The 25,786-nt window shown below is 63.7% G+C and carries 23 protein-coding genes and 1 other RNA gene; 5 read left to right on the plus strand and 19 right to left on the minus strand.

The window, feature by feature from the left end:
• Positions 1 to 24: 24 nt before the first annotated feature.
• A complete protein-coding gene (locus P5W98_RS10275) occupies positions 25 to 951 on the minus strand; it encodes a histone deacetylase family protein (protein ID WP_421025248.1) in 927 nt (308 codons plus the stop codon).
• A gap of 263 nt (positions 952 to 1,214) precedes the next feature.
• On the opposite strand from P5W98_RS10275, the gene mltB reads away from it, so the two are divergent.
• Entirely contained in the window at positions 1,215 to 2,480 is a 1,266-nt protein-coding gene (mltB, locus tag P5W98_RS10280) for a lytic murein transglycosylase B (RefSeq protein WP_421024442.1), read from the plus strand.
• 111 nt (positions 2,481 to 2,591) lie between these two features.
• Here the strand turns inward: mltB and cysM are convergent, their stop codons facing one another.
• The 17 genes from cysM to gyrA form a co-directional block, all read right to left on the minus strand.
• Positions 2,592 to 3,494 (minus strand): cysteine synthase CysM, encoded by a 903-nt coding sequence (gene cysM / locus P5W98_RS10285; RefSeq protein WP_213293901.1) that lies wholly within the window; start codon positions 3,492 to 3,494, stop codon positions 2,592 to 2,594.
• A 218-nt stretch (positions 3,495 to 3,712) separates the two neighbouring features.
• On the minus strand, positions 3,713 to 4,084 hold the full coding sequence (locus P5W98_RS10290) for a ComEA family DNA-binding protein (protein WP_421024443.1): 372 nt from the start codon (positions 4,082 to 4,084) through the stop codon (positions 3,713 to 3,715).
• 77 nt (positions 4,085 to 4,161) lie between these two features.
• Complete coding sequence (rfaD, locus tag P5W98_RS10295) at positions 4,162 to 5,154, minus strand: ADP-glyceromanno-heptose 6-epimerase (RefSeq protein WP_421024444.1); 993 nt, start codon at positions 5,152 to 5,154, stop codon at positions 4,162 to 4,164.
• A 119-nt stretch (positions 5,155 to 5,273) separates the two neighbouring features.
• A complete protein-coding gene (rfaE1, locus tag P5W98_RS10300; RefSeq protein ID WP_421024445.1) occupies positions 5,274 to 6,260 on the minus strand; it encodes a D-glycero-beta-D-manno-heptose-7-phosphate kinase in 987 nt (328 codons plus the stop codon).
• On the minus strand, positions 6,229 to 7,629 hold the full coding sequence (locus tag P5W98_RS10305; protein WP_421024446.1) for a UDP-glucose dehydrogenase family protein: 1,401 nt from the start codon (positions 7,627 to 7,629) through the stop codon (positions 6,229 to 6,231). The genes rfaE1 and P5W98_RS10305 overlap by 32 nt, the downstream gene beginning before the upstream one ends.
• Before the next feature lie 55 nt (positions 7,630 to 7,684).
• Positions 7,685 to 8,860, minus strand: a complete 1,176-nt coding sequence (gene lapB / locus P5W98_RS10310) for a lipopolysaccharide assembly protein LapB (RefSeq protein WP_421024447.1) — start codon at positions 8,858 to 8,860, stop codon at positions 7,685 to 7,687.
• A gap of 105 nt (positions 8,861 to 8,965) precedes the next feature.
• Positions 8,966 to 9,259, minus strand: a complete 294-nt coding sequence (locus P5W98_RS10315) for a lipopolysaccharide assembly protein LapA domain-containing protein (RefSeq protein ID WP_421024448.1) — start codon at positions 9,257 to 9,259, stop codon at positions 8,966 to 8,968.
• A gap of 262 nt (positions 9,260 to 9,521) precedes the next feature.
• Positions 9,522 to 9,845 carry an integration host factor subunit beta gene (locus P5W98_RS10320; protein WP_035522478.1) on the minus strand — a complete coding sequence of 108 codons (324 nt, stop codon included), beginning with the start codon at positions 9,843 to 9,845 and terminating at the stop codon, positions 9,522 to 9,524.
• Positions 9,846 to 9,870: 25 nt separating this feature from the next.
• Complete coding sequence (rpsA, locus tag P5W98_RS10325) at positions 9,871 to 11,601, minus strand: 30S ribosomal protein S1 (RefSeq protein ID WP_213293869.1); 1,731 nt, start codon at positions 11,599 to 11,601, stop codon at positions 9,871 to 9,873.
• A 138-nt stretch (positions 11,602 to 11,739) separates the two neighbouring features.
• Positions 11,740 to 12,474 (minus strand): (d)CMP kinase, encoded by a 735-nt coding sequence (cmk, locus tag P5W98_RS10330; protein ID WP_421024449.1) that lies wholly within the window; start codon positions 12,472 to 12,474, stop codon positions 11,740 to 11,742.
• 27 nt (positions 12,475 to 12,501) lie between these two features.
• On the minus strand, positions 12,502 to 13,806 hold the full coding sequence (aroA, locus tag P5W98_RS10335; protein WP_421024450.1) for a 3-phosphoshikimate 1-carboxyvinyltransferase: 1,305 nt from the start codon (positions 13,804 to 13,806) through the stop codon (positions 12,502 to 12,504).
• 81 nt (positions 13,807 to 13,887) lie between these two features.
• Positions 13,888 to 14,892, minus strand: coding sequence for a prephenate dehydrogenase (locus P5W98_RS10340; protein ID WP_421024451.1), 1,005 nt, complete (start codon positions 14,890 to 14,892; stop codon positions 13,888 to 13,890).
• Between the two features lie 36 nt (positions 14,893 to 14,928).
• Positions 14,929 to 16,035 carry a histidinol-phosphate transaminase gene (gene hisC, locus P5W98_RS10345; protein WP_421024452.1) on the minus strand — a complete coding sequence of 369 codons (1,107 nt, stop codon included), beginning with the start codon at positions 16,033 to 16,035 and terminating at the stop codon, positions 14,929 to 14,931.
• Positions 16,036 to 16,161: 126 nt separating this feature from the next.
• Positions 16,162 to 17,244: a prephenate dehydratase gene (gene pheA / locus P5W98_RS10350; protein ID WP_421024453.1), complete on the minus strand. Its 1,083-nt coding sequence runs from the start codon at positions 17,242 to 17,244 to the stop codon at positions 16,162 to 16,164.
• Between the two features lie 62 nt (positions 17,245 to 17,306).
• Positions 17,307 to 18,389, minus strand: a complete 1,083-nt coding sequence (serC, locus tag P5W98_RS10355; RefSeq protein WP_421024454.1) for a 3-phosphoserine/phosphohydroxythreonine transaminase — start codon at positions 18,387 to 18,389, stop codon at positions 17,307 to 17,309.
• Between the two features lie 152 nt (positions 18,390 to 18,541).
• Positions 18,542 to 19,150 (minus strand): DUF2059 domain-containing protein, encoded by a 609-nt coding sequence (locus P5W98_RS10360; protein ID WP_421025249.1) that lies wholly within the window; start codon positions 19,148 to 19,150, stop codon positions 18,542 to 18,544.
• A 207-nt stretch (positions 19,151 to 19,357) separates the two neighbouring features.
• Positions 19,358 to 21,961 carry a DNA gyrase subunit A gene (gyrA, locus tag P5W98_RS10365; RefSeq protein ID WP_421024455.1) on the minus strand — a complete coding sequence of 868 codons (2,604 nt, stop codon included), beginning with the start codon at positions 21,959 to 21,961 and terminating at the stop codon, positions 19,358 to 19,360.
• A gap of 586 nt (positions 21,962 to 22,547) precedes the next feature.
• Between gyrA and ompA the strand changes: the two genes are divergently transcribed.
• The 4 genes from ompA to ssrA all read left to right on the plus strand — a co-directional run bounded on the left by ompA (position 22,548) and on the right by ssrA (position 25,265).
• Positions 22,548 to 23,192 carry an outer membrane protein OmpA gene (gene ompA, locus P5W98_RS10370; protein ID WP_213293794.1) on the plus strand — a complete coding sequence of 215 codons (645 nt, stop codon included), beginning with the start codon at positions 22,548 to 22,550 and terminating at the stop codon, positions 23,190 to 23,192.
• A 181-nt stretch (positions 23,193 to 23,373) separates the two neighbouring features.
• A complete protein-coding gene (gene ubiG / locus P5W98_RS10375) occupies positions 23,374 to 24,072 on the plus strand; it encodes a bifunctional 2-polyprenyl-6-hydroxyphenol methylase/3-demethylubiquinol 3-O-methyltransferase UbiG (RefSeq protein WP_238467477.1) in 699 nt (232 codons plus the stop codon).
• Between the two features lie 24 nt (positions 24,073 to 24,096).
• Positions 24,097 to 24,819: an HAD-IA family hydrolase gene (locus P5W98_RS10380; RefSeq protein ID WP_421024456.1), complete on the plus strand. Its 723-nt coding sequence runs from the start codon at positions 24,097 to 24,099 to the stop codon at positions 24,817 to 24,819.
• Between the two features lie 76 nt (positions 24,820 to 24,895).
• Positions 24,896 to 25,265, plus strand: a transfer-messenger RNA (tmRNA) gene (gene ssrA, locus P5W98_RS10385).
• A gap of 133 nt (positions 25,266 to 25,398) precedes the next feature.
• Here the strand turns inward: ssrA and P5W98_RS10390 are convergent.
• On the minus strand, positions 25,399 to 25,665 hold the full coding sequence (locus P5W98_RS10390; RefSeq protein ID WP_421024457.1) for a hypothetical protein: 267 nt from the start codon (positions 25,663 to 25,665) through the stop codon (positions 25,399 to 25,401).
• Positions 25,666 to 25,786: the final 121 nt, after the last annotated feature.

The raw sequence follows: 25,786 nt of genomic DNA on the forward strand, positions 1-25,786 counted from the left end.
GGGGAACGGCGGCGGCCGCCTCGATCAGATATCGGCCAGCGCGCGCAGATGCGCCACCACGCTGCGCCCCAGCGCCGACAGGTTGTAGCCGCCTTCGAGACAGCTCACGATGCGCCCCTTCGCGTGACGCTTCGCGACCTCGCGGATCTGCTCGGTGATCCACGCGTAGTCGTCCTCGACGAGGCCCAGATTGCCGAGATCGTCCTCGCGATGCGCATCGAACCCTGCCGAGACGAACACCATCTCCGGCTTGAACTCGTGCAGTCGCGGCAGCCACATGATGTCGACCGCCTCGCGCACGTCCATGCCCTTGCTGCGCGCCGGCATCGGCACGTTGACCATGTTCGGCGCCTGGTTGTCCGCGCCCGAGAACGGATAGAACGGGTGCTGGAAAATGCTGCACATGAGCACGCGCGAATCGCCCGCAAACGCGGCCTCCGTGCCGTTTCCATGATGCACATCAAAGTCGATGATCGCGACGCGCGACAGACCGTGCACATCGAGCGCATGGCGCGCCGCAACCGCGACGTTGTTGAAAAAGCAAAAGCCCATGGCGCGCGCGGGCTCGGCGTGGTGTCCGGGTGGGCGCACGCTGCAAAACGCGTTTTCGTAGCGGCCCTCGATCACCGCATCGGTCGCCGCGACGGCCACGCCCGCGGCACGCAACGCGGCCTGCAACGTGTGCGGATTCATCGACGTGTCGGGGTCGATTGCCGCGTAGCCTTCCTGCGGCGAGAGCTCGCGCAGATAGTCGATATGCGCCTGGGTGTGCACGCGCAGAAGCGCGCCTTCGCCGGCAAGCGGCGCGGAATCGTCGCGCTCGATCAGCACGTCGATGCGGCTCGCAATGAGTTGGTCTTCGATCGCCTGCAGGCGTGCGGGGCATTCGGGATGCCACTCGCCCATTTCATGCAGCAGGCAATCGGGATGCGAGAAAAAGCCGGTCGTCATGTCTCGTACTGGCCGCACCGTGCGCTCGAGTCTGCACTCGGGCACGCTGCGGGTCTCCATCAGGTCTTTCGTCGGGTTTGCCGCGCAAGCGTTTGCAACAGTCGCACGGGCCGCGTTCGAGCGCGAACAGTTGCCACGTTACCACAGCGCCCCCGCACATCAACCACGAGCCCGTATCAGCGCACGTCCAGGGGCTTTCTGCGCCAAGGGCTCGGGTATACTGCGCCGGATCACGTCCTCTCGTTCAAACCCGCCCGCCTGCCATGACGCAAAAGCCCGCGCACCTGTGCGCTTCACCCGCCCTCAGCCAACCGCGCTTCAAGTCTTTCGCCGTCGCGCTTTGCGCTGTGGCGGCACTGTCGGCATGCGCCGAGCAAGCGCAATCGACGAAACCCGCGAAGGCGACTCAACCGGCGCAATCCGCAGGACAGGCCGCGCCGGGCGCGAACCAGAAGCCCTCTGCGCCCGTCCCGGCGCCGCAGCAAGGCACCACGCAAAACGGCCAGACGTTTGAAGAGGAAATCGTCCCTCAGCGCTATGCGAACAATGCCAATGTCGACACCTTCATCAACGGCATGGTCGCGCGCTACGACTTCAACGCCGACGCGCTGCACGCGCTCTTCTCGACCGTGAGCTATTCGGCCACGGCGGTGAAGCTCGTCACGCCCTCGCCCACGCCGAGCGCGAAGAACTGGCGCGCGTATCAGGCGCGTTTTCTCGACACGGTGCGCATCAACGCGGGCGTGCGCTTCTGGCGCGCGAACGAGGCCACGCTGCAGCGCGCGGCCGACCAGTTCGGCGTACCGCCGGAGGTGATCGTCGGCATCATCGGCGTGGAGACGATCTACGGGCGCTACATGGGCAACTTCCGCGTGCTCGACGCACTCACCACGCTCGCCTTCGACTATCCGGACACGCCCAATCGCACCGACCGCATGGCGACGTTCCGCAAGAATCTCGAAGACTATCTCGTATGGACGCGCGACCAGCAGCTCGATCCGAGTTCGGTGCTCGGCTCGTACACAGGCGCAATCGGCATTCCGCAGTTCCTGCCGAGCAGCATCGTGCAATACGCCGTCGATTACGAAGGCGATCATCACATCGACCTGCGCAACAGCCCAGCCGATGCGATCGGCAGCGTCGCCAACTATCTGAAGCAGAACGGCTGGGAGCCAGGCCGCCCCGTGGTATGGAAGATCGCAAGCGACGCGGGCAGCCAGGGCATCGCGCAGGCCGCCGCCGACGGCAAGCCCGAGCCCCGCATGCCGCTCGCGCAATTGATGCGCTCGGGCCTCGCCCTGAACGAGCCGGGCGTGGACCTCGCCGCCGAGGGCAACACGCCGATCACGGTCATCGACCTGCCTACCCCGGGCCGCGCGACCGAGTACATGCTCGGGCTGAAAAACTTCTATGTGCTCACGCGCTATAACCGCAGCTTCTTTTACGCGCTCGCGGTCTATCAACTGGGCCAACGCGTGAAGGCGCAGATGCTCGCGACCGGCGGCGCACAATCGGCGCAGCGTCAGTAAGAAACATTAAGCGCCGGATACCACAACGGGCGGGTTGTCTTTCGAGAGACAACCCGCCCGTTTTTCAATTCAGGCGCACAATGCGCCCCTTTTACCGCGCCACGGCGGCCATCACGCCGGAAATACCCCAGTCGACAGATAGCGGTCGCCACGGTCGCAGACGATGAACACGATGGTCGCATTCTCGACCTGGCGCGCGATGCGCAAGGCCACCTCGCACGCGCCACCCGACGAAATCCCCGCAAAAATGCCTTCCACCGAGGCAAGGCGGCGCGCCATTGCTTCGGCGGCGGCCTGGCTCACGTTTTCGGTGCGGTCCACGCGGCTGCGGTCGAAGATCTTCGGCATGTAGGCTTCCGGCCACTTGCGGATGCCGGGAATGCGCGACCCCTCTTCGGGCTGCGCACCGACGATCTCGATCGCCGGGTTCTGCTCCTTGAGGTAATGCGACGTACCCATGATCGTGCCCGTCGTACCCATCGACGAAACAAAGTGCGTGATGCGCCCCTCGGTCTCCCGCCAGATTTCCGGGCCGGTGCCCTCGTAGTGCGCAAGCGGATTGTCGGGATTCGCGAACTGGTCGAGGATGATGCCCTTGCCGTCGCGCTGCATCTGCTCGGCGAGGTCGCGTGCATATTCCATGCCGCCCTTTACGGGCGTGAGCATGATCTCGGCGCCATAGGCGGCCATGCTCTGGCGACGCTCGATGGACAGGTCCTCGGGCATGATCAGCACCATCTTGTAGCCGCGAATGGCCGCGGCCATGGCCAGCGCGATGCCCGTGTTGCCGCTGGTGGCTTCGATGAGCGTGTCGCCCGGCTTGATGCGACCACGCTCTTCAGCCTTGCGGATCATTGAAAGCGCCGGCCGGTCCTTCACCGAGCCCGCCGGGTTGTTGCCTTCCAGCTTGGCCAGCACGATGTTGTTGCGGGCGCGAATCTCGTCGTCGAGCACGCGGACGAGTTGCACGAGAGGCGTGTTGCCGATCGTGTCTTCAATGGTCTTGTATGGCATAGGTAATGGCGGTCGGGCGCCGGTCTGGCGTGATGGGTGATTTTTGGATTCTAAACCACGCGGCTATCCCGCGCTGAGGGAGCCCTGCAGGCGTAAGGGATGTCGGCGGCGTAAAAAGCCCGCGGCCCGGGCCGCGGGTCGACCTCGCCGGTACGGTGCCTGAAGGAGACGAGCCTCGTGAGACACAGGTAGGCCTCCTGAATAAAAAGTCAAAAAAGCTACTTCTTGACAGCCACCGTTGCGGCTTGCGGTTGCACTGCCGTGGTCTTCGCTGGGGCGGCCTTCGCACCCGCCTGCGCGGTCTGCGTGCCTTGCGCGGCCTGCGCATTGGCTGGCCCGACCGCCAGCCCTTCGGACTGCAAACGTTCGACGGTATGACCACCGAGGCCCTTCACACGCTTGCCGAGATCGGATGCATCCTTGAACGGACCGTGCGCGCTGCGCTCATCGAGAATGGCCTTGGCGCGCGCGGGCCCGATGCCCTTGATGCCGCGCAGCGCGTCTTCGTTGGCCGTGTTGACGTCCACGGCCGCGAACACCTGGCCGAATGCGGCAACGAGCGCTGCCGCAGCGAGCAACTTCTTGATCATGCTGGATCTCCTTTGATGCCAACGCCAGCGACCATCGCCGGCGAGGAGAGTCCAGTTTAGGCAGACGCGGCCTTCGCTTACACCTGGCCGGACAGCCAGCGCACATAGCGATCGACGCCCTCTTGCACCGTCAGGAACGGGGCGTCGTAGCCCGCTGCGCGCAGCTTCGCGAGATCGGCCTGCGTGAAGCACTGGTACTTGCCGCGCAGCGCATCGGGGAACGCAATGTATTCGATGAGGCCTTGCTGCACCTGCTCTTCGAGCGTGAGCGCACTCTTGCCGTCCATCACGCGCAGCGTGTTGACCACCGTGCTCGCGATGTCGTTGAACGGTTGTGCACGGCCGCTGCCAAGGTTGAAGATGCCGCTTTTCTCGGGATGATCGAAGAAGAACAGGTTGACCTTCACGACGTCTTCGACGGACACGAAGTCGCGCGTCTGCTCGCCCTGTGCGTAGCCGTTGTATTCGCCGAACAGCTTCACTTTGCCTTCGGCGCGGAACTGATTGAAGTTGTGGAACGCCACCGAGGCCATGCGGCCCTTGTGCGTCTCGCGCGGCCCATACACGTTGAAGTAGCGAAAGCCTGCGATCTGGCTTTGCGCGGTGGGCAGCACACGCCGGATCACCTGGTCGAACAGGAATTTCGAATAGCCATAGACGTTCAGCGGCGCTTCCACTTCGCGATCTTCGACAAAGCGGCTCGACCCGCCATAGATGGCCGCCGACGACGCATACAAAAACTGCGTGCCGTGAGCGAGGCAAGTGTCGAGCACCGTGCGGCTATAACGGAAGTTGTTGTCCATCATGTAGCGGCCGTCGGTTTCCATGGTGTCCGAACAGGCGCCTTCATGAAACACCGCGCGCACCTTGCCGAAATCGCCGCGCGCAAAGCGTTCGACGAACTCGGTCTTGTCGAGGTAATCGTCGATCTCGCAGTCGACGAGATTCTTGAACTTGTCCGCGCGAGTGAGATTGTCGACGGCGATGATGCGGTCTTCGCCGCGTTCGTTCAGCGCCTTGACGATGTTGCTGCCGATGAAGCCGGCCGCGCCGGTCACAATGAGGGTCATGGTAATTCTGCGGTGAAGAGGTTCACGCGAGGCCGGGAAAACTCTCCTGAAATCCCTGCCTCACCGCGCCCGTCGAGCAGCCGCGCCCGCTGTGTTACAAGCGGGCCGCCCGCGGAACGTCATTGAAAGAGTTCGTCGTAGTCGACGGTGGCGGTACCGAGCTTGCCGACCACGATGCCGGCGGCGCGGTTCGCGAGCGCGACGGCCTCGACGAGCGAGAGGCCCGCGCCCAGTGAGGCCGCGACGGTCGCGATCACGGTGTCGCCCGCACCCGAGACATCATACACTTCGCGTGCGACAGCCGGCGCGTGCAGCACGCCGGCATTGGAAAAGAGCGTCATACCCTCTTCCGAGCGCGTGAGCAGCAGCGCGTCGAACTGCAGCTCCTGGCGCAGCTTCGTCACGCGCGCGAGCAGATCCGCTTCGGACTTCCAGGAACCCACCACCTCGCGCAATTCCGCACGGTTCGGCGTGATGATGCTCGCGCCGCGATAGCGCTCCCAATCGTCGCCCTTCGGATCGACCAGCACGGATTTGCCCGCGGCGCGCGCCTTCGCGATCATCTGCGTGACGTGCGTGAGGCCGCCCTTCGCGTAGTCGGACATCAGGATCACGTCGTGAGAGGGCAGAAGCGCATCGAAGCGCGCGAGGCCCGCGAGCAGCGCCTCGTGCGCGGGCGATTTTTCGAAGTCCACCCGCAGCAGCTGCTGCTGACGCGACAGCACGCGCAGCTTGATCGTGGTGGGCAGCGCGGGATCGCGCTCGAGATACGCTCTCACGTGGCTCTCGCCGAGCAGCTCGACGATGCGCTCGCCGGGCTCGTCGTGCCCCACCACGCACAAAAGGCCCGCGCTCGCACCGAGCGCCGCCGCGTTGCGCGCCACGTTGGCTGCGCCGCCGAGGCGGTCCTCCTGGCGCTGCACATGAACCACCGGCACCGGTGCTTCCGGCGAAATGCGGTTGACGTCGCCGAACCAGTAGCGGTCGAGCATGACGTCGCCCACTACCAGCACGCGCGACGCCGCAAATCTCTCGCGCGGCACGACCGTAACCTCGGGAGCGAGCGCCGCGTTCTCAGGCTGCTGGGGCTGTTGCGTGCTTGACATGAGGCCGTCCAATCGAGTGGTAGTCAAAACCGAGCTCCGCCATTGTGTCGGGTTCATAGAGGTTGCGCCCGTCGAAAATGCGCGGCGCCTTCAGCGTCTCTTTCAGATACTCGAAGTCTGGAGCCTTGAACGCCGTCCATTCGGTGACGATCACGAGTGCATCGGCACCCTTGAGCGTCTCGTCCTGGCTCGCCGCGAACGTGAGGCGCGCGTGCTGATCCGGCGCGCCAGCGAGATCGAGCGCGAACACACGCCGTGCCTCGTCGGTCGCGACCGGATCGTAGGCCGACACTGTCGCGCCGCGCGTGAGCAGCTCGGCGATCAGGCGGCGGCTCGGCGCCTCGCGCATGTCGTCGGTGTTCGGCTTGAACGCGAGGCCCCAGACCGCGAAGCGCCTGCCCGTGAGGTCCTCGCCAAGCGACTTGACGATCTTTTGCACGAGCACGTCCTTCTGGTCATCGTTCACGTTCTCGACCGCTTCCAGGATGCGCAGATTCTGCCCCGACTCGGCAGCCGTGCGGATCAGCGCCTGCACGTCCTTCGGGAAGCACGAGCCGCCATAGCCGCAGCCCGCGTAAAGGAAGTGATAGCCGATGCGCGGATCGGAGCCGATGCCGCGGCGCACCGACTCGATGTCGGCGCCCACGCGGTCGGCGAGATTCGCCATCTCGTTCATGAATGAGATGCGCGTGGCGAGCATGGCGTTGGCCGCGTACTTCGTGAACTCGGCTGAGCGCACGTCCATGTAGATCGTGCGTTCGTGGTTGCGGTTGAACGGAGCATAGAGGCGCTTGATCTTCTCGCGCGCGACCTCGCCGTTCGCGTCGTCGTCGATGCCGACGATGATGCGGTCGGGGCGCATGAAGTCATCGACCGCTGCGCCCTCTTTCAGGAACTCGGGGTTCGAGACCACCGAGAAGCGGTGCTGGCCGCTGCCGTCGAGGCCGCGCTTCGAAAGCTCTTCGGCGATCACAGCCTGCACGCGCTGGGCGGTGCCTACCGGCACCGTCGACTTGTCGACGATCACCTTGAAGCCGTTCATGTAGCGGCCGATGCTGCGCGCAGCTTCGAGCACGTACTGCAGGTCCGCCGAGCCGTCTTCGTCGGGCGGCGTGCCCACGGCGATGAACTGGACCTCGCCGTGCGCGACGCTTGCAGCAACGTCGGTGGAAAACGTGATGCGGCGGGCCTTGCGGTTGCGCTCGATGAGTTCGAGCAAACCCGGCTCATGGATCGGCACGCCGCCGCCGTTCAGGATATCGATCTTGCGCGGATCGACGTCGAGGCAGAACACGTCGTGACCGATTTCGGCAAGGCACGCCCCGGTGACGAGACCGACATAGCCGGTACCGATAATGGTGATTTTCATACGCGCTCCGGTGACAAATTCGGAAATGGATGTGGCTTATGCGCCGATGCGCGCATCAACCTGGTGCGGGGATGGGCTCGACGCGGCGCGGCGCATACGTTTCCCAGCCGCTGCAACCAGGACACTGCCAGTAGAAAAGGCGCGCCCGGAAGCCGCAATTCTGGCACGTGTAACGCGGCAGGTTCTTGGTGCGCTGCTGGATCAGCTTGCTCATGAGTTCGAGCTCGCCGCGCCGCGGCTCTTCGGCGTTCGCCTGCTGAGCTTCGAGCAGGCGCGTCATGCCGGCGAGATTCGGCGACTTCTGCATTTGCGCGCGGGCGAGCGCGTGGGCCGCGTCGGGGCCGCTCAGCTCGGCCACGTATCTATAGGCGACATCGAGTAGATCGTTCGATGAATAGCGATCGACCCACCCGGTGAGCAGTTGCGCCCCTTCTTGCGTGCGGCCCAGCGCCTCGTAGCCTTTCATGATCTTCTCGGCCACCAGCGGCAGATAGGCGGGGTTCTGGGCTTCGACGCGCTTCCACTGCGCGAGCGCAGCCTGCCAGTCACCGCTCGCAGCGTCGACGTCGCCGCCGAGAATCGTCGCGCGCACGCTCTGCTCATTGGCCTTGAGCGCGAGCACAAGCTGGCGCCGCGCCTCGTCCGGGTTTTTGCGCTGCAGCGCTTCCTGCGAAAGCTCGCAGTGGAACTGGGCGATTTCGAGGCCGAGCGGCTCCGCTCCCATGGTTTCGAGCAACCGCGCCGTCTCGATCGAGCGGTTCCAGTCCTTTTCGATCTCATAGATCGTGAGCAGCGCGCGCTGCGCGCCCTGCGCATAGTCGCCCGACTTGAGCATGCTGAACGTCTCTTCCGCGCGATCGAGCATGCCGGCTTTCAGGAAGTCCTGGCCGAGTTCATAGAGCGCGTGATCGCGCTCGTTCACGGGCAGGTCCGAGCGCGACAGCAGATTCTGGTGCACACGGATCGCGCGATCGGTTTCACCGCGGCGGCGAAACAGGTTGCCAAGCGCGAAGTGCAGTTCGACTGTTTCGGGATCGAGCTTGGCAACCTCGATGAACGCGTCGATGGCCTTGTCGGGCTGCTCGTTGAGCAGGAAATTCAGACCGCGGAAATACGAACGCGGCAGATTGGCGCTTTCGGACAGCAACGCCTTCAGGTCGTAGCGCGACGCCATCCAGCCGAACGCAAATGCGACGGGAATGACGAGCAGCCACCAAAAATCGAGATCCATGCGAGCGATGGTAGGAACGGTAATCAGGCCGCGTGCTGCGGACACCCTTCAAGCACCCGTAAAGCACCTTTGTGGCATCGGCGGCGCGCGGCACGGCAAGTCAAATCAGATAAGCGGCGGCAGCGGCGGCTCCGCAGGCGTTGCGGGCGCTTCCTTCGCGCTGCGAAGGTCGCGCTTCAGGCGTCCGTTCTCCATGCGCAGCCGGAACATCGCGGGCAGCGCCGAAAGCAGACCGGCCAGCAGCCCCACAACGAAGAACGCCAGCCCGATCAGAATCAGCGGAGCCTGCCACGAATAGCCGGCCAGGACGTGCAGTGTCGCAGGATCCGTGTTTTCCAGTGCAAGCACGAGCAATAACACGAACACCAGTACACGGATCACCCAGGCGATAAATCTCATGAAGGATTCTCTTGGCAGTTGCGGGAATGCGCCGGCACCGCCCCTTTGCTGCGCCGCAGCATCGGGGGCGCCGAAGTGTCCCGTATTGTAATGGAACGGCTCGCGAGCCGGCACGTGCGCAAAGCCGCAAGCCGCACCGGCAAAAACGTGGACGAAAAAAAAGCGCCGGGTTTCGAAAAACCCTGCGCTTTTTTCGGTCCATGCACTGGCCATCTGGCATTGACCGCCAACGGCTGCAACCGCTGCGAATACCCTGCGGCGCTTACAGATCGTCGTCCGGCTCGTCTGCCTTCAGCGGCTCGCCCGAATGACGGTCGACGCGCTCGCGCAACTCTTTGCCAGGCTTGAAATGCGGCACGAACTTCTCAGGCACCAGCACCTTCTCACCCGACTTGGGATTGCGTCCGACGCGCGACGGCCGGCGATTCAGGCCGAAACTGCCAAAGCCACGAATTTCGATGCGATGACCCTTGGCAAGCGCCTCGGACATCGCATCGAGCATCGTCTTGACCGCGAAATCCGCATCCTTCAGAACAAGTTGCGGAAATCGCGTAGCCAGCTGCGCGACCAATTCAGATTTGGTCATACTTCAGCTTGCCCCCGTTTGAGGCTTACTGGTTCTGGCCGTCGAGCTTGGCCTTGAGCAGCGCGCCGAGGTTGGTCGTGCCGGTGGCAGCCTGACCCGAATCAGCCGACATGCTGCGCAGCGCTTCCTGCGTCTCGGCCGAATCCTTCGCCTTGATCGACAGGTTGATGCCACGCGACTTGCGATCGATGTTGATGATCATCGCGTTGACCTTGTCGCCTTCCTTCAGCACGTTGCGAGCATCTTCCACGCGGTCTTGCGCGATTTCCGAAGCACGCAGGTAGCCTTCGACGTCTGCGTTCAGCGTCACGACAGCGCCCTTGGCGTCGACCGACTTGACCACGCCGTCGACGATCGAGCCCTTGTCGTTGACAGCAACGAAGTTGCTGAACGGGTCGCCTTCGAGCTGCTTGATGCCGAGCGAGATGCGTTCCTTCTCGACGTCGATGCCCAGAACCACGGCCTCGACTTCGTCGCCCTTCTTGTACTTGCGGACAGCTTCTTCGCCGGTTTCGCTCCACGACAGGTCGGAGAGGTGAACCAGGCCGTCGATGCCGCCGGGCAGGCCGATAAACACGCCGAAGTCGGTGATCGACTTGATCGCGCCTTGCAGCTTGTCGCCCTTCTTGAAGTTGCGGCTGAAGTCATCCCACGGGTTGGCCTTGCACTGCTTCATGCCGAGGCTGATACGGCGGCGGTCTTCGTCGATCTCGAGGACCATGACTTCGACTTCGTCGCCCAGCTGGACAACCTTCGACGGAGCAACGTTCTTGTTGGTCCAGTCCATTTCCGACACGTGAACCAGGCCTTCGATGCCCGATTCGACTTCGACGAACGCGCCGTAGTCGGTGATGTTCGTGACCTTGCCGAACAGGCGCGTGCCCGACGGGTAGCGGCGCGAGATGCCTTCCCACGGATCGTCGCCCAGTTGCTTGATACCGAGCGAAACGCGGTTCTTTTCCTGGTCGAACTTGAGGATCTTGGCGGTGACTTCCTGGCCAACCGACAGGACTTCCGACGGGTGACGCACGCGGCGCCATGCGATGTCGGTGATGTGCAGCAGGCCGTCGATGCCGCCGAGGTCCACGAACGCGCCGTAGTCGGTGATGTTCTTGACCACGCCGTTGACGATCGCGCCTTCCTTGAGCGTTTCGAGCAGCTTTGCGCGCTCTTCGCCCTGCGTGGCTTCGATCACTGCGCGGCGCGACAGCACGACGTTGTTACGCTTGCGGTCGAGTTTGATGACGCGGAATTCGAGCGTCTTGCCTTCGTACGGCGTCGTGTCCTTGACCGGACGCGTGTCGACGAGCGAACCCGGCAGGAACGCGCGGATGCCGTTGACCATCACGGTCATGCCGCCCTTGACCTTGCCCGTGATCGTGCCGGTCACGAGTTCGTTGTTGTCGAGAGCCTTTTCCAGCGACAGCCACGAAGCGAGACGCTTCGCCTTGTCGCGCGACAGGATGGTGTCGCCGTAGCCGTTTTCCAGCGCGTCGATCGCGACGGAAACGAAATCGCCCGCCTGAACCTCCACTTCGCCCTGGTCGTTCAGGAATTCCTCGATGGGAATGTAAGCCTCGGACTTCAGGCCAGCGTTGACGACCACGAAGTTGTGGTCGACGCGCACGACTTCAGCGGAGATGACTTCGCCGGCGCGCATGTCCTGGCGGGTCAGCGACTCTTCGAACAGAGCCGCGAAAGATTCGGTATTCGGGGTGGAGGTTTGCAGGTCGGACATAAAAATCTGGATTTGCATGGTTTTTGCTGCACGTCAGTCAGTTTTGACTGTCGGCGTTGAGGCCGGAGCGCTTACGTTCGCGGCGCAGATGCAAAAGCCATACGGGGTTAAAGGGTTTAACAAACGCCCTGCTTCCCAGCAGGGCACCACTACTTGCTACGACTGCTCTTTACTCTGCGACTTGCCGTGGCCATCGGGATGGCGCACGGATCGCTGGCTCGACTCCTGGTACCACTGCACGACCTGTTCGACCGCCTGGTCGATGGACAGCGCCGAGGTATCCAACAGCTTCGCATCCGCTGCGGGCTTGAGCGGCGCGGCCGCGCGATTGCTGTCGCGCGCGTCGCGTTCACGCAAATCCCGGAGCAAGTCATCCATATTAGCAGAAAAACCTTTTTGGATCAATTGCTTATACCGGCGGGCCGCGCGAGCCTCCACGCTGGCCGTCAGGAACACCTTCAGGTCGGCGTCCGGGAAGATTACCGTGCCCATATCGCGGCCATCGGCGACGAGGCCCGGAAGCTTGCGGAACGCCCGTTGGCGGGCCACCAGCGCGGCGCGCACGGACGGATGCGCGGCAATCACGGAGGCCCGGTTGCCGACTTCCTCCGCGCGGATTTCGTTCGAAACGTCAACGCCATCGAGTTGCGCGAGCCCTTCGCGGAACGTGATGTGGAGATCGTCGATCAGCCTTGCAAGCCCGTCGGCGTCATCGGCCGCAATCGCGTAGCGCATGCTCGCGAGCGCGGCGAGCCGGTACAACGCCCCGCTGTCGAGCAAGTGAAAGCCGAGGTGCGCGGCAACCAGCGTGGCCACCGTGCCCTTGCCGGAGGCAGTCGGGCCGTCGATCGCGATCAGGGGCGTCGGATAAAAGGGACGAATCTGTTTCATGCGGCGGGGGGGGCGGCTGCGGTGGAATCAGGATTGCGCGAGCGCCAGAAAGCGCTCGAAATAATCGGGGAACGTCTTGCCGACGCACTTCGGGTCGTTGATGCGCACCGGCACGCCGCCGAGGCTCACGAGCGAGAAGCACATCGCCATGCGGTGATCGTCGTAGGTGTCGATCGCGGCGTTCGGCACGAGCTTTTCGGGCGGACGCACGATCAGGTAGTCGGGGCCCTCTTCCACGTCGGCGCCGACCTTGCGCAATTCGGTCGCCATCGCCGCGATGCGGTCGGTCTCCTTCACGCGCCAGCTCGCGATATTGCGCAGCGTAGTCGCGCCATCGGCAAAGAGCGCCGCCACGGCGATCGTCATCGCCGCGTCCGGAATCAGGTTGAAATCCATGTCGATGGGATCGAGCTTGCCATGATCGTTGCCGATGCCGCGCACTTCGATCCAGTCGTCGGCCACCGTCACGTTCGCGCCCATGCGCATGAGCGCGGCGGCGAAGTCGACGTCGCCCTGAATGCTCGCGCGGCCCACGCCCTCCACGCGCAGCGGGCCGCCGCCGATGGCACCCGCCGCGAGAAAGTACGACGCCGACGAAGCGTCGCCCTCGACCATGATCTTGCCCGGCGACTGATAGCGCACGCCCGCCGGCACCTCGAAGCGCTGCCAGCCGTGACGCTCGACCTTCACGCCGAAACGCTCCATCAGCTTGATGGTGATATCGATGTAGGGCTTCGAGATCAACTCACCGTCCACTTCCACGATCGTCACGCCGCCTTGGGCGCGCACGAGCGGCAGCGTCATGAGCAGCGCGGTGAGGAACTGGCTCGACACGTCGCCGCGCACGCGGATGGGCGCGTCGACGCTAATGTGCGCCGGGCGGATGCGCAGCGGCGGGTAGCCGTCGTTCTGTTCGTAGTCGATCTTCGCGCCGATCTGGCGCAGGCCGTCGACGAGGTCGCCGATGGGCCGCTCGTGCATGCGCGGCACGCCGTGGATGCGATAGTCGCCGCCATTCACGGCGAGCGCCGCCGTAAGGGGACGCACCGCCGTGCCCGCGTTGCCGAGGAACAGGTCCGCCTGCTTCGCCGTGAACGCGCCGCGCGTACCCTGCACGACGCAGGTGTCGCCTTCGCGCGTGAGCTTCACGCCGAGCTTCGCGAGCGCATCGAGCATCACGCGGGTGTCGTCGGAATCGAGCAGGTTCGTGATCGTCGTTTCACCTTCGGCGAGCGCCGCAAGCAGCAGCACGCGATTCGAGATGCTCTTCGAGCCAGGCAGGCGTACCGTGCCGGATGCACGGGTGAACGGTCCGAGATTGAGGTGTTCCATGAGCTTGTCCTGATATTGCCGTGGCGGGCTTCAAAACGATGCGCCGCGCCGCATGACTGTTGCCTGATTGCCGGGGACCGCCTATTTGGCAGCGGCGTCGGTAGCGCCGGGCGCGGCTTGGGAGCCCTCCGCCGCTGCGCCGCCTTCGCCATTCGCGCGCTTGCCGCCGCGTTCCTGCCATGCCTCGCGCGCCGCGCGCGAGCGCGCGAACACGGCTTCGAGCGCTGCGCCGTCGCCCGCGTCGATGGCCGCGCGCAGCCTCGCCAGCACATTAGTGTAGGCGTCGAGTTCCGCGAGCAGCGCAGTGCGGTTCGCGAGACAGACGTCACGCCACATTTCGGGGCTCGACGCGGCAATGCGTGTGAAGTCGCGGAACCCGCCCGCGGCGAACGAGAATTTCAACTCGGCGTCGGGCGTGGCCAGAATCTGGTCGACGAGCGCGAAGGAAAGCACGTGCGGCAAATGGCTCACCGAAGCGAATACGCGGTCGTGCTGCGCAGCCGGCATCTGGCCGATGACCGCGCCCGTTGCACGCCACATCGCGGCGATGCGCTCGACTGCCTCGGGCGAGTTTTCCTCGAGCGGACACAGCACGACGTTGCGGCCGACGTACAAATCCGGCAACGCCGCTTCGACGCCGCTCGATTCGCGGCCCGCGATCGGATGCCCCGGCACGAACTGGCCGATGCGTTCGCCGAGCGCAGCGCGCGCGGCGGCGATCACGTCGCCCTTGGTGCTGCCAGCGTCGGTGACAATGGTGTGCGACTGCAGATGCGGCGCGACGCGTTCGAGCAGCGCCTGCGTCTGTGCCACAGGCGCCGCGATCAGCACGAGGTCCGCGCCGTCGAGCGCGGCGGCCAGCGCCGCTTCGTCATCGAGCGTCACAGCCGCGTCGATCACGCCCAATTCGAGCGCGCGCGCGACCGAATGGGCACGGCGGCCCACGCCAATCACCTGGCCCGTGGCGTCGCCACGCCGGGCGTCGCCACGCCGGGCGTCGCCACGCTCGCGCAAAGCGCGCGCGAGCGACCCGCCGATCAGGCCGACACCGAAAATCACCAGTTTGTTGAAGGAAAACGCGCTCACGCCATCACCGGAATAAAGAAAAATTGCGCGCGCATGCTATGCGAGCGCGCGTTCGAGCGCCGCGAGGAATGCCGCGTTCTCCTCGGGCAAGCCGATCGTCACGCGCAACCACTGCGGCAGGCCATAGCCGCCGACCGGGCGCACGATCACGCCCTGCTTGAGCAGCGCGAGATTGACGCGATCGCCGGCCTGATCGTCGTTGCCCACGCGCACGAGCACGAAGTTACCGTCCGACGGCACGTACTCGAGCCCCATGCGCTCGAACGCGGCGGTCAGCGTGCGATAGCCTTCGGCGTTCAATGCAGCGCTCTTGTCGAGGAACGCCGCGTCGCCGAGCGCCGCAATAGCCGCAGCCTGCGCGAGCGTGTTCACGTTGAACGGCTGGCGCAGCCGGTTGAGCAGTTCGGTGAGCTCGGGCTGCGCGATCGCGAAGCCGATGCGCAGGCCCGCGAGCCCGTAAGCCTTCGAGAACGTACGCGAAACCAGCAGGTTCGGATAGCGGCGCGCCCACGCGATCGAGTCGTAGCGCTTGTCCGCCGCGAGATACTCGGTGTAGGCCTCGTCGAGCACCACGGCAATGTGGCCCGGCACCCTGGCGATGAACGCTTCGAGCGTGGCGCCGTCGATGAACGTGCCCGTTGGATTGTTCGGGTTCGCAACGAAAAGCAGACGCGTATCGTCGGCAATGGCCGCGAGCATCGCATCCAGATCGTGGCCGTACTGTACGGCGGGCGCCACGAGATGGCGCGCGCCGAGCCCTTGGGTCGCAAGTGCATAGACCGCGAACGAATATTGCGAATAGACGATCGACTGGCCGCGCTCGACGCATGCGTGCGCGGCCATTTCGAGGATGTCGTTGCTGCCGTTGCCTAGCGTGATCCACTCGGGCGGCACGTCGTAGCGCGCGGCCAGCGCGGCCTTCAGTTCGAAGGCGTTCGAATCCGGATACCGGCCCAACTCGCTCGCAGCCAGTGAAATCGCGCGCTGCGCCGACTCGGGCATGCCGAGCGGATTCTCATTCGACGCGAGCTTCACGATGCGCGCCTCGTCGAGGCCGAACTCGCGGGCAACTTCGGAAATCGGCTTGCCGGCAACATACGGCGCGATCGCGCGCACGTATGTTGGGCCGAATTGCGTGGTCATGCGTGTTTCTCCAGTATCGGCGAAGGTCCGCGTGAAGTCGTCGCTTCGCCCCATGCAGGATCGCTGGCGGCTTCGGCCGCCGCGCCGCGGAGGCACAACTGCGGCGAAACCGGGGCAAAAACGAACTTAGCGCGAACGCGGATACGAGCCGAGAATCTTCAGGAATGCGGCTTTCTTGCCCAACTCTTCGAGCGCGGCAGCCACGGCCGGCTCGTCGCGATGGCCTTCGAAGTCGATGTAGAAGTAGTACTCCCACGTACCGACGCGCGCCGGGCGCGACTCGAAGCGCGTCATCGACACGCCGTGGCGCGCAAGCGGTTCGAGCAGCTTGTAGACGGCGCCCGGCTCGTTCTTCACCGAGACGATCATCGAGGTCTGGTCGTGGCCCGACACGCCCGCCGGCTGCTTGCCGATCATCACGAAGCGCGTGCGGTTATGCGGGTCGTCCTGGATCAGCGCATTGGCGATCGCGAGGCCATAGTGCGTGGCCGCGCGTTCGCCGGCGATGGCCGCGATGGTCGGATCCTGCGCCGCGAGGCGCGCGGCCTCGGCGTTGCTCGATACGGCCTGGCGCTCCAGCTGCGGCGCGTTGACCGTGAGCCAGCGCTGGCACTGCGCCAGCGCCTGCGGGTGCGCGCACACGCGCGTCACGCCGTCGAGCGTGCCGCTTTGCGTCATCAGGTTGTGCTGGATCGGCAGCGCGATTTCCCCGCCGATCACGAGTTGCGTCTGCAGAAGCAGATCGAGCGTGCGCGACACCGCGCCTTCGGTCGAATTCTCGACCGGCGCGACGCCGAATTCCGCGGCGCCCGACTCGACCGAGCGAAAGACTTCGTCGATGGACGGGCACGGCATGCCCTCGATCGACTGACCGAAGTACGCGAACGTCGCCTGCTCGGAATAGGTGCCGACCGGGCCGAGATACGCCACCGAGATGGTCTTTTCGAGCGAGCGGCTCGCGGCCATGATCTCGCGCCAGATCGCGCTGATGTGATCGTTGCCGAGCGGACCTTCGCTCATGCTCTGCAGGCGCTCGATCACCTGGAGCTCGCGCTCCGGGCGGAATACGGGCGCATTGAAGTGCTTCTTGACCTCGCCCACTTCGAGCGCCACCGCCGCGCGTTGGTTCAGGAGCGCGATGAGCTGGGCATCGATCGCATCGATGCGCTCGCGCAGCGGCTTGAGTTGTGTGTTGAGTTCGTCGTCCATGCGTGAAACCGGCAATCTGAAAGGAGATGCGCGAGCGCGCGCTTGCGGGGCGTGAAACCCCGTCAGGCGTGCTTCGCCTCGAATTCCTTCATGTACTCGACCAGTGCCTTCACTGCTTCAAGGGGCACTGCGTTGTAAATCGACGCCCGCATGCCGCCGACGGACTTGTGGCCCTTCAGCTGCAGAAGCCCGCGCGCCTTCGCGCCGGCCAGGAAATCATCGTTACGTGTTTCATCGGCGAGGAAGAACGGGACGTTCATCCGCGAGCGCGCGCGTCGCTCCACCTTGTTGATGTAGAAGCTGCTCGCGTCGATCGTGTCGTAGAGCAGCTGCGCTTTTTCGATATTGCGCGCCTCGATGGCCGTGAGGCCGCCCTGGCGCTTGAGCCACTTGAATACGAGGCCCGCGATGTAAATCGCGTAAGTGGGGGGCGTGTTGAACATGGAGTTGTTCGCAGCAACGGTCTTCCACTCGAACGCCGACGGGCAAATGGGCATTGCGCGGTCCAGCAGGTCTTCGCGCACGATCACGACCGTCACGCCCGCCATGCCGATGTTCTTCTGCGCACCGCCGTAGAGCACGCCGTATTTGGCGAGGTCCATCGGGCGCGAAAGGATATGCGACGAGGCGTCGGCCACGAGCGGAATATCGCCCAGATCGGGAATCTCGAAGGTCTCCACGCCGTCGATCGTCTCGTTCGTGCACAGATGCACGTAGGCGGGATCGTTGGAGAGCTTCCACTCGCTCATCGCCGGCGCGTGCGTGAAGCCCGCTTCGGTGCGGCCCGTTGCTGCGATGTGCGCCGCGCCATACTTGAGCGCTTCCTTCTGCGACTTCTGCGACCACGAGCCCGTGATCACGAAGTCGGCGCGCGGCTTCGCGCCGAACAGGTTCAGCGGAACGATCGCGTTCTCGCCGATGCCGCCGCCTTGCAGAAACAGGATCTGGTGGCTTGCCGGCACCTGCATCAGTTCGCGCAGGTCGAGCAGCGCCTCGCCGTGAATTTGCATGAATTCCGGGCCGCGATGGCTCATTTCCATCACGCTCATGCCACTGCCGTGCCAATCGAGCATTTCGTCGGCGGCCTGGCGGAGCACCTCTTCGGGCAATGCAGCCGGTCCGGCGGAGAAGTTGAAGACGCGCATCGTATGGGGATCCCCGAGGCAGACGCCACGGCCCCAGGCCGGTGCGCCAAAAAAATAATGGCCGCTTGTGCTTATCGCACAAACGGCCATTATCGCATTGTCGCCGGGAACCCGCCAACGCGGGCCTCCCGGGCAAGTGCGACAGGCGATGCTTACTTGGCCGGCTTGACCGAAGCGACTTCCTTGTCAGCCTGGTCGCGCGTGGCCTTGATCGACTGCGGCATGTACTTCTGCATCAGACCGTTGACGACGTCGCGGCCCACCTGGTCTTGAACCTGGATGAACTTGCGGCCGGTCGGGCTCTTGTAGAACGTGGTCAGGTCCTTGATTTCCGACGTGCTGTAGTACTTGGCATAAGCGTCGTACTGAGCTTGCATCGCGTCCTGCTTGAACGACTCCGTGGCGAAGACCTGGCCTGCCGAGTCAACCAGCTTCGGCACTGCGTTCTTCTGCAGCGTCGGGACGGAAGCTTGCTTCTGCTTGTCCGTCATCGTCTTGTTTTCCGACAGCGCGTCCGACAGGATTGCCGGGACGAGCTGCTTTGCCTGCATTTGCGCGCTGTTGCCGATTGCGCCGACGAGCTTCTGCGCATCGATCGCGTCCAGCAGGTCCTTGATCGCGGCTTGCTTGGCCGGATCGATCGGTGCTGCGGCAGCAGCCGGCGCCGCCGGAGCGGGCGCCTGGTTCTGAAGCGCTTGCGCCATGGCGAACGTCGGCACGAGAGCGGCCAGCAACATTACCTGCTTGAATCGTTTTTGCATCATTACTCCCTCTGAGAAAATAATCGAACTGCCTGCCGCGCAAACTGCGGGGGGCGCTCCGGAGCGTGCTTTGCGCGCCCGCCGCCCGATCCTGCGATTCACCCGGCACCATTCAGCACCGTTGGCCACTCAAAACACCGACGGCATCCTGATATGAAGAGGCCCGCTCGCGCGGGCCGCCTGGCCACATCAACCTGCACGCAAAACTTACTCTTCGCCTTCATCCTCGCCGTCAGCGATGTCGCCTTCGGCATCGGCCTCCGCGATCTGCTGCAGGCCAGAAAGCTTCGTGCCTTCGTCAAGGCTGATGAGTGTAACACCTTGCGTCGCACGGCCCATTTCACGGATCTCCGAGACGCGCGTGCGGATCAACACACCCGTGGTCGTGATCAGCATGATCTGGGCTTCCGGGTCCACGAGCGTAGCCGCCACCACCTTGCCGTTGCGCTCCGACGTCTGGATCGCGATCATGCCCTTCGTGCCGCGGCCGTGGCGCGTGTATTCGGTGATCGGCGTGCGTTTGCCGTAGCCGTTCTCGGTTGCCGTGAGCACCGACTGGTGCTCGTCTTCCGCCACGAGGAGCGCGATGACCTGCTGAGACTCCTCGAGCTGCATGCCGCGCACGCCGCGCGCTTCGCGGCCCATCGGGCGCACGTCGTTTTCGTCGAAGCGCACTGCCTTGCCGGCGTCCGAGAACAGCATCACGTCGTGCGCGCCATCGGTGATGGCTGCGCCGATCAGGTAGTCGCCCTCGTCCAGACCGACCGCAATAATACCCTTGCGCAGCGGGCGGCTGAATGCCTCGAGCGGCGTCTTCTTGACCGTACCGAGTGCAGTCGCCATAAACACGAACTTGTCCGCCGAGAACTCCTTCACCGGCAACACGACCGTGATCTTCTCGCCGTCCTGAAGCGGGAACATGTTGACAATCGGACGGCCGCGCGAGTTGCGCGAGCCCTGCGGCACTTCGTACACCTTGACCCAGTACACGCGACCCCGATTCGAGAAGCACAGGATGTGGTCGTGCGTATTGGCGATGAAGAGCGTGTCGATCCAGTCGTCTTCCTTCATCGACGTGGCCTGCTTGCCGCGACCTCCGCGCTTTTGGGCGCGATATTCGGACAACGGCTGCGATTTCACGTAGCCCGCATGCGACATGGTCACCACCATGTCCTGGGGCGTGATCAGGTCCTCGGTGTTCAGCTCGGTCGCATTCATCTCGATCTTCGAGCGGCGGGCGTCGCCGAATTCGCTCTTGATCGCGGTGAGCTCGTCGGAGATCATGACCGTTACGCGCTCGGGACGCGCGAGGATGTCGAGCAGGTCGGCGATTTGCGCCATCACTTCGCGGTACTCGCCGATGATCTTGTCCTGCTCCAGACCCGTGAGGCGCTGCAGCCGCATTTGCAGGATTTCCTGCGCCTGCGTATCGGACAGACGATAGAGGCCGTCGGTCTGCATGCCGTACTGCGGGTTCAGACCTTCGGGGCGATATGCGTCGCGGCCGCCCGCCGAGGCGTTCTCCTGCTCCGCGCGCGTGAGCATCTCGCGCACGAGCGACGAGTCCCACGGACGGTTCATCAACTCCTGCTTCGCGATCGGCGGCGTGGGCGCAGCCTTGATGATGGCGATGAATTCGTCGATGTTCGCAAGCGCAACTGCGAGGCCTTCGAGCACGTGGCCGCGTTCGCGCGCCTTGCGCAGTTCGTATACCGTGCGCCGCGTGAGCACTTCGCGGCGGTGCGACAGGAAATGCTCGAGCATTTCTTTCAGGTTCAGCAGCTTCGGCTGGTTGTCCACCAGCGCGACCATGTTCATGCCGAACGTGTCCTGCAGCTGCGTCGCCTTATACAGATTGTTGAGGATGACCTCGGGTACTTCGCCGCGCTTGAGCTCGATCACGACGCGCATGCCGCTCTTGTCCGACTCGTCGCGGATGTCGGAAATGCCTTCGAGCTTCTTTTCGTTGACGAGCTCGGCAATGCGCTCCAGCAACGAACGCTTGTTCACCTGATACGGCAGCTCGTCGACGATGATCGCCATGCGCTGGCCGCGGTCGATCTCTTCGAAGTGCGTGGCCGCGCGCATCACGACGCGCCCGCGCCCGGTGCGATAGCCGTCGCGCACGCCGGCGACGCCGTAGATGATGCCGGCGGTCGGGAAATCCGGTGCCGGAATGATTTCGATCAACTCATCGATCGTGGTCTGCGGATTCCTCAGCAGATGCTGGCAGGCATCGACCACTTCGTTGAGATTGTGCGGCGGAATATTCGTGGCCATGCCAACCGCGATGCCCGACGAACCGTTGATGAGCAGGTTCGGGATGCGCGCGGGCAGAATCTGCGGCTCGTTTTCGCTGCCGTCGTAGTTCGGCCCGAAATCGACGGTTTCCTTGTCGATGTCGGCGAGCAGTTCGTGGCCGATCTTCGCCATGCGGATTTCGGTGTAACGCATGGCCGCGGCGTTATCGCCGTCGATCGAGCCGAAGTTGCCCTGGCCGTCGACCAACATGTAGCGCAGCGAGAAGTCCTGCGCCATCCGGACGATGGTGTCATAGACAGCCGTGTCGCCGTGCGGGTGGTATTTACCGATCACGTCGCCGACGATACGCGCCGACTTCTTGTAAGCGCGGTTCCAGTCGTTGTTCAACTCGTGCATCGCGTACAGCACGCGCCGGTGCACGGGCTTCAGGCCATCACGCACATCCGGCAGCGCCCGCCCGACGATCACGCTCATCGCGTAGTCGAGATACGAGCGGCGCATTTCCTCCTCGAGGGAGATAGGCAGAGTCTCTTTGGCGAATTGATCCATTATCGATGTCGTTATCGGGCGCACGGGGCTGCCGGCAAGCCTGCCTGCCAGACAAACCGCGCAACGCGCCCTGCTGTCGCATGGACGCCGCAGACGCAGCGCAATCTTATGATTCTATCATGCGCGAGCCCCCTGCCCGCCGCCCCGGGGCTATCTACGTATACCTATTAGTGGGGCGAGCCCGAGCGGCTCAAAACGGCGCACAGCGATTCAAACGCGTCGTGTCGCGCTGGCAAATATCATGCGCGAATGAGATTCGCCCCCTGTTCGTGTGATAAAGCGCAGCGCCCTGAATCAGGCACCTTGCACTCCTCCACCAACCAGGCACACTACCAGGAGATCGAGCGGGAACTTTTTGTTGCGGGTGTACCACATTCGACAAGCCCTGATGAAGGGGGCGGATTTTTTTTATCGTCGGACGGGAACGATATGGCAAAATGCGAACGCACAAAGTTAGACACCGCTCGAAGTCTACACAAGACGTGTCTCACAACTCGCCAATGTTATACTTCGAGCAATGTATGACTAGTCTTCGTCATATGGCTCGCAGTAAACCTGCGGTAATCTCAATTTCGAGAGGAGAAATATGAATAAACTTTCAAAGCTCGCGTTCATTGCAGCTACCGCAGTTATGGCTGCATCCGCCCAAGCACAATCGGTGCCGGCGTCGCGACAAGCCGTCAATGACAACTGGGTGAATGGCACCGGCGAATACGTGTGGATGAACGGCACGAACGAGCTTTGCTGGCGCGATGCATTCTGGACGCCGGCCACCGCCAACGCAAAGTGCGATGGCGCCCTGGTCGCCCAGGCACCGCAGCCGCCGGTCGCTCCGCCGCCGGCCATCACGAGCCAGAAAATCACGTACCAAGCTGACGCCCTGTTCGACTTCGACAAGGCTGTCCTGAAGCCGGCTGGCAAGGAAAAGCTGGACGATCTGGCAAGCAAGACCCAGGCCCTGAACCTCGAAGTCATCGTTGCAACGGGTTACACCGACCGCATCGGCTCGGCTGCTTACAACGACCGTCTGTCGCTGCGCCGTGCGCAAGCCGTCAAGTCGTACCTGGTCAGCAAGGGCGTTCCGGCCGACCGTATCTACACGGAAGGCAAGGGCAAGCGCAACCCGGTTACGACTGGTTGCAACCAGAAGAACCACAAGCAACTCGTCGCCTGCCTCGCACCGGATCGCCGCGTGGAAGTCGAAGTTGTCGGCACGCAGAAGCAACAGTAATCTGCGAGCTGCGACAAGCAAGTCTCAAAGCCCCGCTTCGGCGGGGCTTTTTTATTTTCACCGTCTTTCCGGATATGAGCGGCCCAGGCATGGCAGCCCGTTTTGCCGCCACAGCCCCCCGCCTATATACTCGGGGCTTACTTATTCTCCCCCGCCCTGGCGCACCAGCGGCCTCTCCGACATGACCAATGCCGATCCCCACGAGTTGCAGAAGTTCAGCGATCTTGCTCATCGCTGGTGGGACCCGAACGCCGAATTCAAGCCGCTGCACGAGCTGAACCCTATCCGCCTTGGCTGGATCGACAGCCATGCGCATTTGCCTGCAAAGCGCGTCCTCGATATCGGCTGCGGCGGCGGCATTCTGTCAGAGTCGATGGCGGGTCTCGGCGCAAATGTAAAGGGCATCGACCTCTCCAGCGAAGCGCTGGGCGTGGCGGACCTGCACAGCCTGGAAAGCGGCATCACAGTGGAATACGAGGAAATCGCGGCGGAAGCGATTGCGGCGCGCGAACCCGCTTCGTTCGACGTGGTCACCTGCATGGAGATGCTCGAGCACGTGCCAGAGCCCCTGAGCGTGGTCAAGGCCTGCGCGACGCTCGTGAAGCCGGGCGGCTGGGTGTTCTTCTCGACGCTCAACCGCAACGTGAAGTCGTATCTGCTTGCCGTGATCGGCGCAGAATACATCGCGCAGATGCTGCCCAAGGGCACGCACGACTACGCGCGCTTCATTCGCCCGTCGGAGCTCGCGGGCTTCGTGCGCGAAGCCGGCCTGCGCCCGGCCGAGATCAAGGGCATCACCTACAACCCGCTCACGCGACGTTTCGCGCTGTCAAACGACTCGAGCGTCAACTATATGATTGCCTGCCGGCGCGACGCCTGAAGCCATTGCCCGCCTCCTTCCGACATGACTCAGACTAAGCTTGAAAGAACGCCTGCGCCGGACTCCCGTGCGATGCTGGACACATGCGACGCCGTGCTGTTCGACTTCGACGGCACGCTAGCCGACACAGCGCCCGACCTCGCCGCCGCCATCAACCAGATGCGCCACGCGCGCGGCCTGGCGAGCGCACCCTACGAGAAACTGCGGCCGCTCGCCTCGGCGGGCGCGCGTGGCCTGATTGGCGGAGCGTTCGGCATCGGCCCCGACGACCGCGAGTTCGCGGCAATGCGCGAAGAGTTCCTCGCCAACTACGCGGCCAATTTGCGCGTCGAGACGGCGCTCTTTGCGGGCATCGACGCAGTGCTCGACGACCTCGACGCGCGTGGCGTGCGGTGGGGCATCGTCACCAACAAGGTCGCGCGGCTCACCGACCCGCTCGTCAAGCTGATGCATCTCGACACGCGCGCAGCCTGCGTAGTGAGCGGCGACACCACCCCCTACTCGAAGCCTCACCCCGCCCCGCTGCTGCATGCGGCGCAGGCGCTAGGCGTCGATGCAAGGCGGGTGGTCTATGTCGGCGACGACCTGCGCGACGTGCAGGCGGGCCACGCGGCCGGCATGGCGACGATCGCGGCGGCCTACGGCTACTGCGGCAACGTCGAACCACCGGCGCAATGGAATGCCGACTACCTGGCCGACACCGCTGCGGCGCTCCTCTCACTACTTCAGAACGTGGGCCGAGTATAAGAAGATTGACGCACGCGCCCTTGATTCAGGGGCGGTTAGCCTCATCTTCCGAACTATGTGATAATTGTAGTTCCCCGGGGCCGACCTGGTTTCGACAGGGGTTATGAAGTAATCAGGGCATGCCGAGGACCCGTCACCTCGTTAATCAATGGGAAAAACGTAACTGCAAACGACGATACGTTCGCACTGGCAGCCTAAGGGCCGCCGTCCTCTGCCTGGCTCACTGACGGGCTAGCGTCGCAAGACCGGTAGCAATACCGCCAGAGGTCATATACGTCAGTTAAGCTCTGTCGGCGTCACGACGCCAGAGTCGAAAATCCAGTGAATCGCCGTAGCGCAGCGTGTTCGTCCGCGTCGCTGCGGTTAAATCAAATGACAGAACTACGCATGTAGAACTGGTTATGGACTGCTTCTGGACGCGGGTTCGATTCCCGCCGGCTCCACCAGATATCAAACAAAAACTCGCGGCAGCCCAAAAGCTTCGCGAGTTTTTGTTTTCAACGCCCGCTTTTTAACGGCGCGGCACCGGCTACGGCAACCGCCGTTGCGGCGCCTTCGCGCCGCCAGCCATCCCGCCGCTTAATTATCCTGAGGGCACTGCAGGTTACAGCCGCTCGGGTCACCCATATCGCCCTTTCTGCGCGCCGCCGAGGGCTTGCCGTGCTGATACTTGTCCGAAGGTGCCGATGCCGCGAACGGCATTTGCGGATGCTCGTTGAGCTTGAATCCGTCAGATAGGATGCCGCCCGGCACGCCCGGCGAATTCTGCGCGAAAGCGATATCGGCGGTTGCAAATAGCGCTCCCGCTGCTGCGGCAACGATACAAACATTAAGCAGGAATTTCATGGTCGATCAGTACGGACAAAGCGCATCAAAAACGGCGCGTTAAAAACAGTGGTGCAATAGCGGTCCAAAGTATCACAAAAAGCGGCGGACTCTGCAGCGCCAATCGACCGCGATGTTGCTT

The sequence above is a fragment of the Paraburkholderia sp. A1BS-2L genome (assembly GCF_051125205.1).
Classification (GTDB): domain Bacteria; phylum Pseudomonadota; class Gammaproteobacteria; order Burkholderiales; family Burkholderiaceae; genus Paraburkholderia.

Excerpts from the sequence above, each read along its gene's own strand:
- P5W98_RS10275 (WP_421025248.1), bottom strand. The coding sequence starts at position 951 with ATGACGACCGGCTTTTTCTCGCATCCCGATTGCCTGCTGCATGAAATG.
- mltB (WP_421024442.1), top strand. The coding sequence starts at position 1,215 with ATGACGCAAAAGCCCGCGCACCTGTGCGCTTCACCCGCCCTCAGCCAA.
- cysM (WP_213293901.1), bottom strand. The coding sequence starts at position 3,494 with ATGCCATACAAGACCATTGAAGACACGATCGGCAACACGCCTCTCGTG.
- P5W98_RS10290 (WP_421024443.1), bottom strand. The coding sequence starts at position 4,084 with ATGATCAAGAAGTTGCTCGCTGCGGCAGCGCTCGTTGCCGCATTCGGC.
- rfaD (WP_421024444.1), bottom strand. The coding sequence starts at position 5,154 with ATGACCCTCATTGTGACCGGCGCGGCCGGCTTCATCGGCAGCAACATC.
- rfaE1 (WP_421024445.1), bottom strand. The coding sequence starts at position 6,260 with ATGTCAAGCACGCAACAGCCCCAGCAGCCTGAGAACGCGGCGCTCGCT.
- P5W98_RS10305 (WP_421024446.1), bottom strand. The coding sequence starts at position 7,629 with ATGAAAATCACCATTATCGGTACCGGCTATGTCGGTCTCGTCACCGGG.
- lapB (WP_421024447.1), bottom strand. The coding sequence starts at position 8,860 with ATGGATCTCGATTTTTGGTGGCTGCTCGTCATTCCCGTCGCATTTGCG.
- P5W98_RS10315 (WP_421024448.1), bottom strand. The coding sequence starts at position 9,259 with ATGAGATTTATCGCCTGGGTGATCCGTGTACTGGTGTTCGTGTTATTG.
- P5W98_RS10320 (WP_035522478.1), bottom strand. The coding sequence starts at position 9,845 with ATGACCAAATCTGAATTGGTCGCGCAGCTGGCTACGCGATTTCCGCAA.
- rpsA (WP_213293869.1), bottom strand. The coding sequence starts at position 11,601 with ATGCAAATCCAGATTTTTATGTCCGACCTGCAAACCTCCACCCCGAAT.
- cmk (WP_421024449.1), bottom strand. The coding sequence starts at position 12,474 with ATGAAACAGATTCGTCCCTTTTATCCGACGCCCCTGATCGCGATCGAC.
- aroA (WP_421024450.1), bottom strand. The coding sequence starts at position 13,806 with ATGGAACACCTCAATCTCGGACCGTTCACCCGTGCATCCGGCACGGTA.
- hisC (WP_421024452.1), bottom strand. The coding sequence starts at position 16,035 with ATGACCACGCAATTCGGCCCAACATACGTGCGCGCGATCGCGCCGTAT.
- pheA (WP_421024453.1), bottom strand. The coding sequence starts at position 17,244 with ATGGACGACGAACTCAACACACAACTCAAGCCGCTGCGCGAGCGCATC.
- serC (WP_421024454.1), bottom strand. The coding sequence starts at position 18,389 with ATGCGCGTCTTCAACTTCTCCGCCGGACCGGCTGCATTGCCCGAAGAG.
- P5W98_RS10360 (WP_421025249.1), bottom strand. The coding sequence starts at position 19,150 with ATGCAAAAACGATTCAAGCAGGTAATGTTGCTGGCCGCTCTCGTGCCG.
- gyrA (WP_421024455.1), bottom strand. The coding sequence starts at position 21,961 with ATGGATCAATTCGCCAAAGAGACTCTGCCTATCTCCCTCGAGGAGGAA.
- ompA (WP_213293794.1), top strand. The coding sequence starts at position 22,548 with ATGAATAAACTTTCAAAGCTCGCGTTCATTGCAGCTACCGCAGTTATG.
- ubiG (WP_238467477.1), top strand. The coding sequence starts at position 23,374 with ATGACCAATGCCGATCCCCACGAGTTGCAGAAGTTCAGCGATCTTGCT.
- P5W98_RS10380 (WP_421024456.1), top strand. The coding sequence starts at position 24,097 with ATGACTCAGACTAAGCTTGAAAGAACGCCTGCGCCGGACTCCCGTGCG.
- P5W98_RS10390 (WP_421024457.1), bottom strand. The coding sequence starts at position 25,665 with ATGAAATTCCTGCTTAATGTTTGTATCGTTGCCGCAGCAGCGGGAGCG.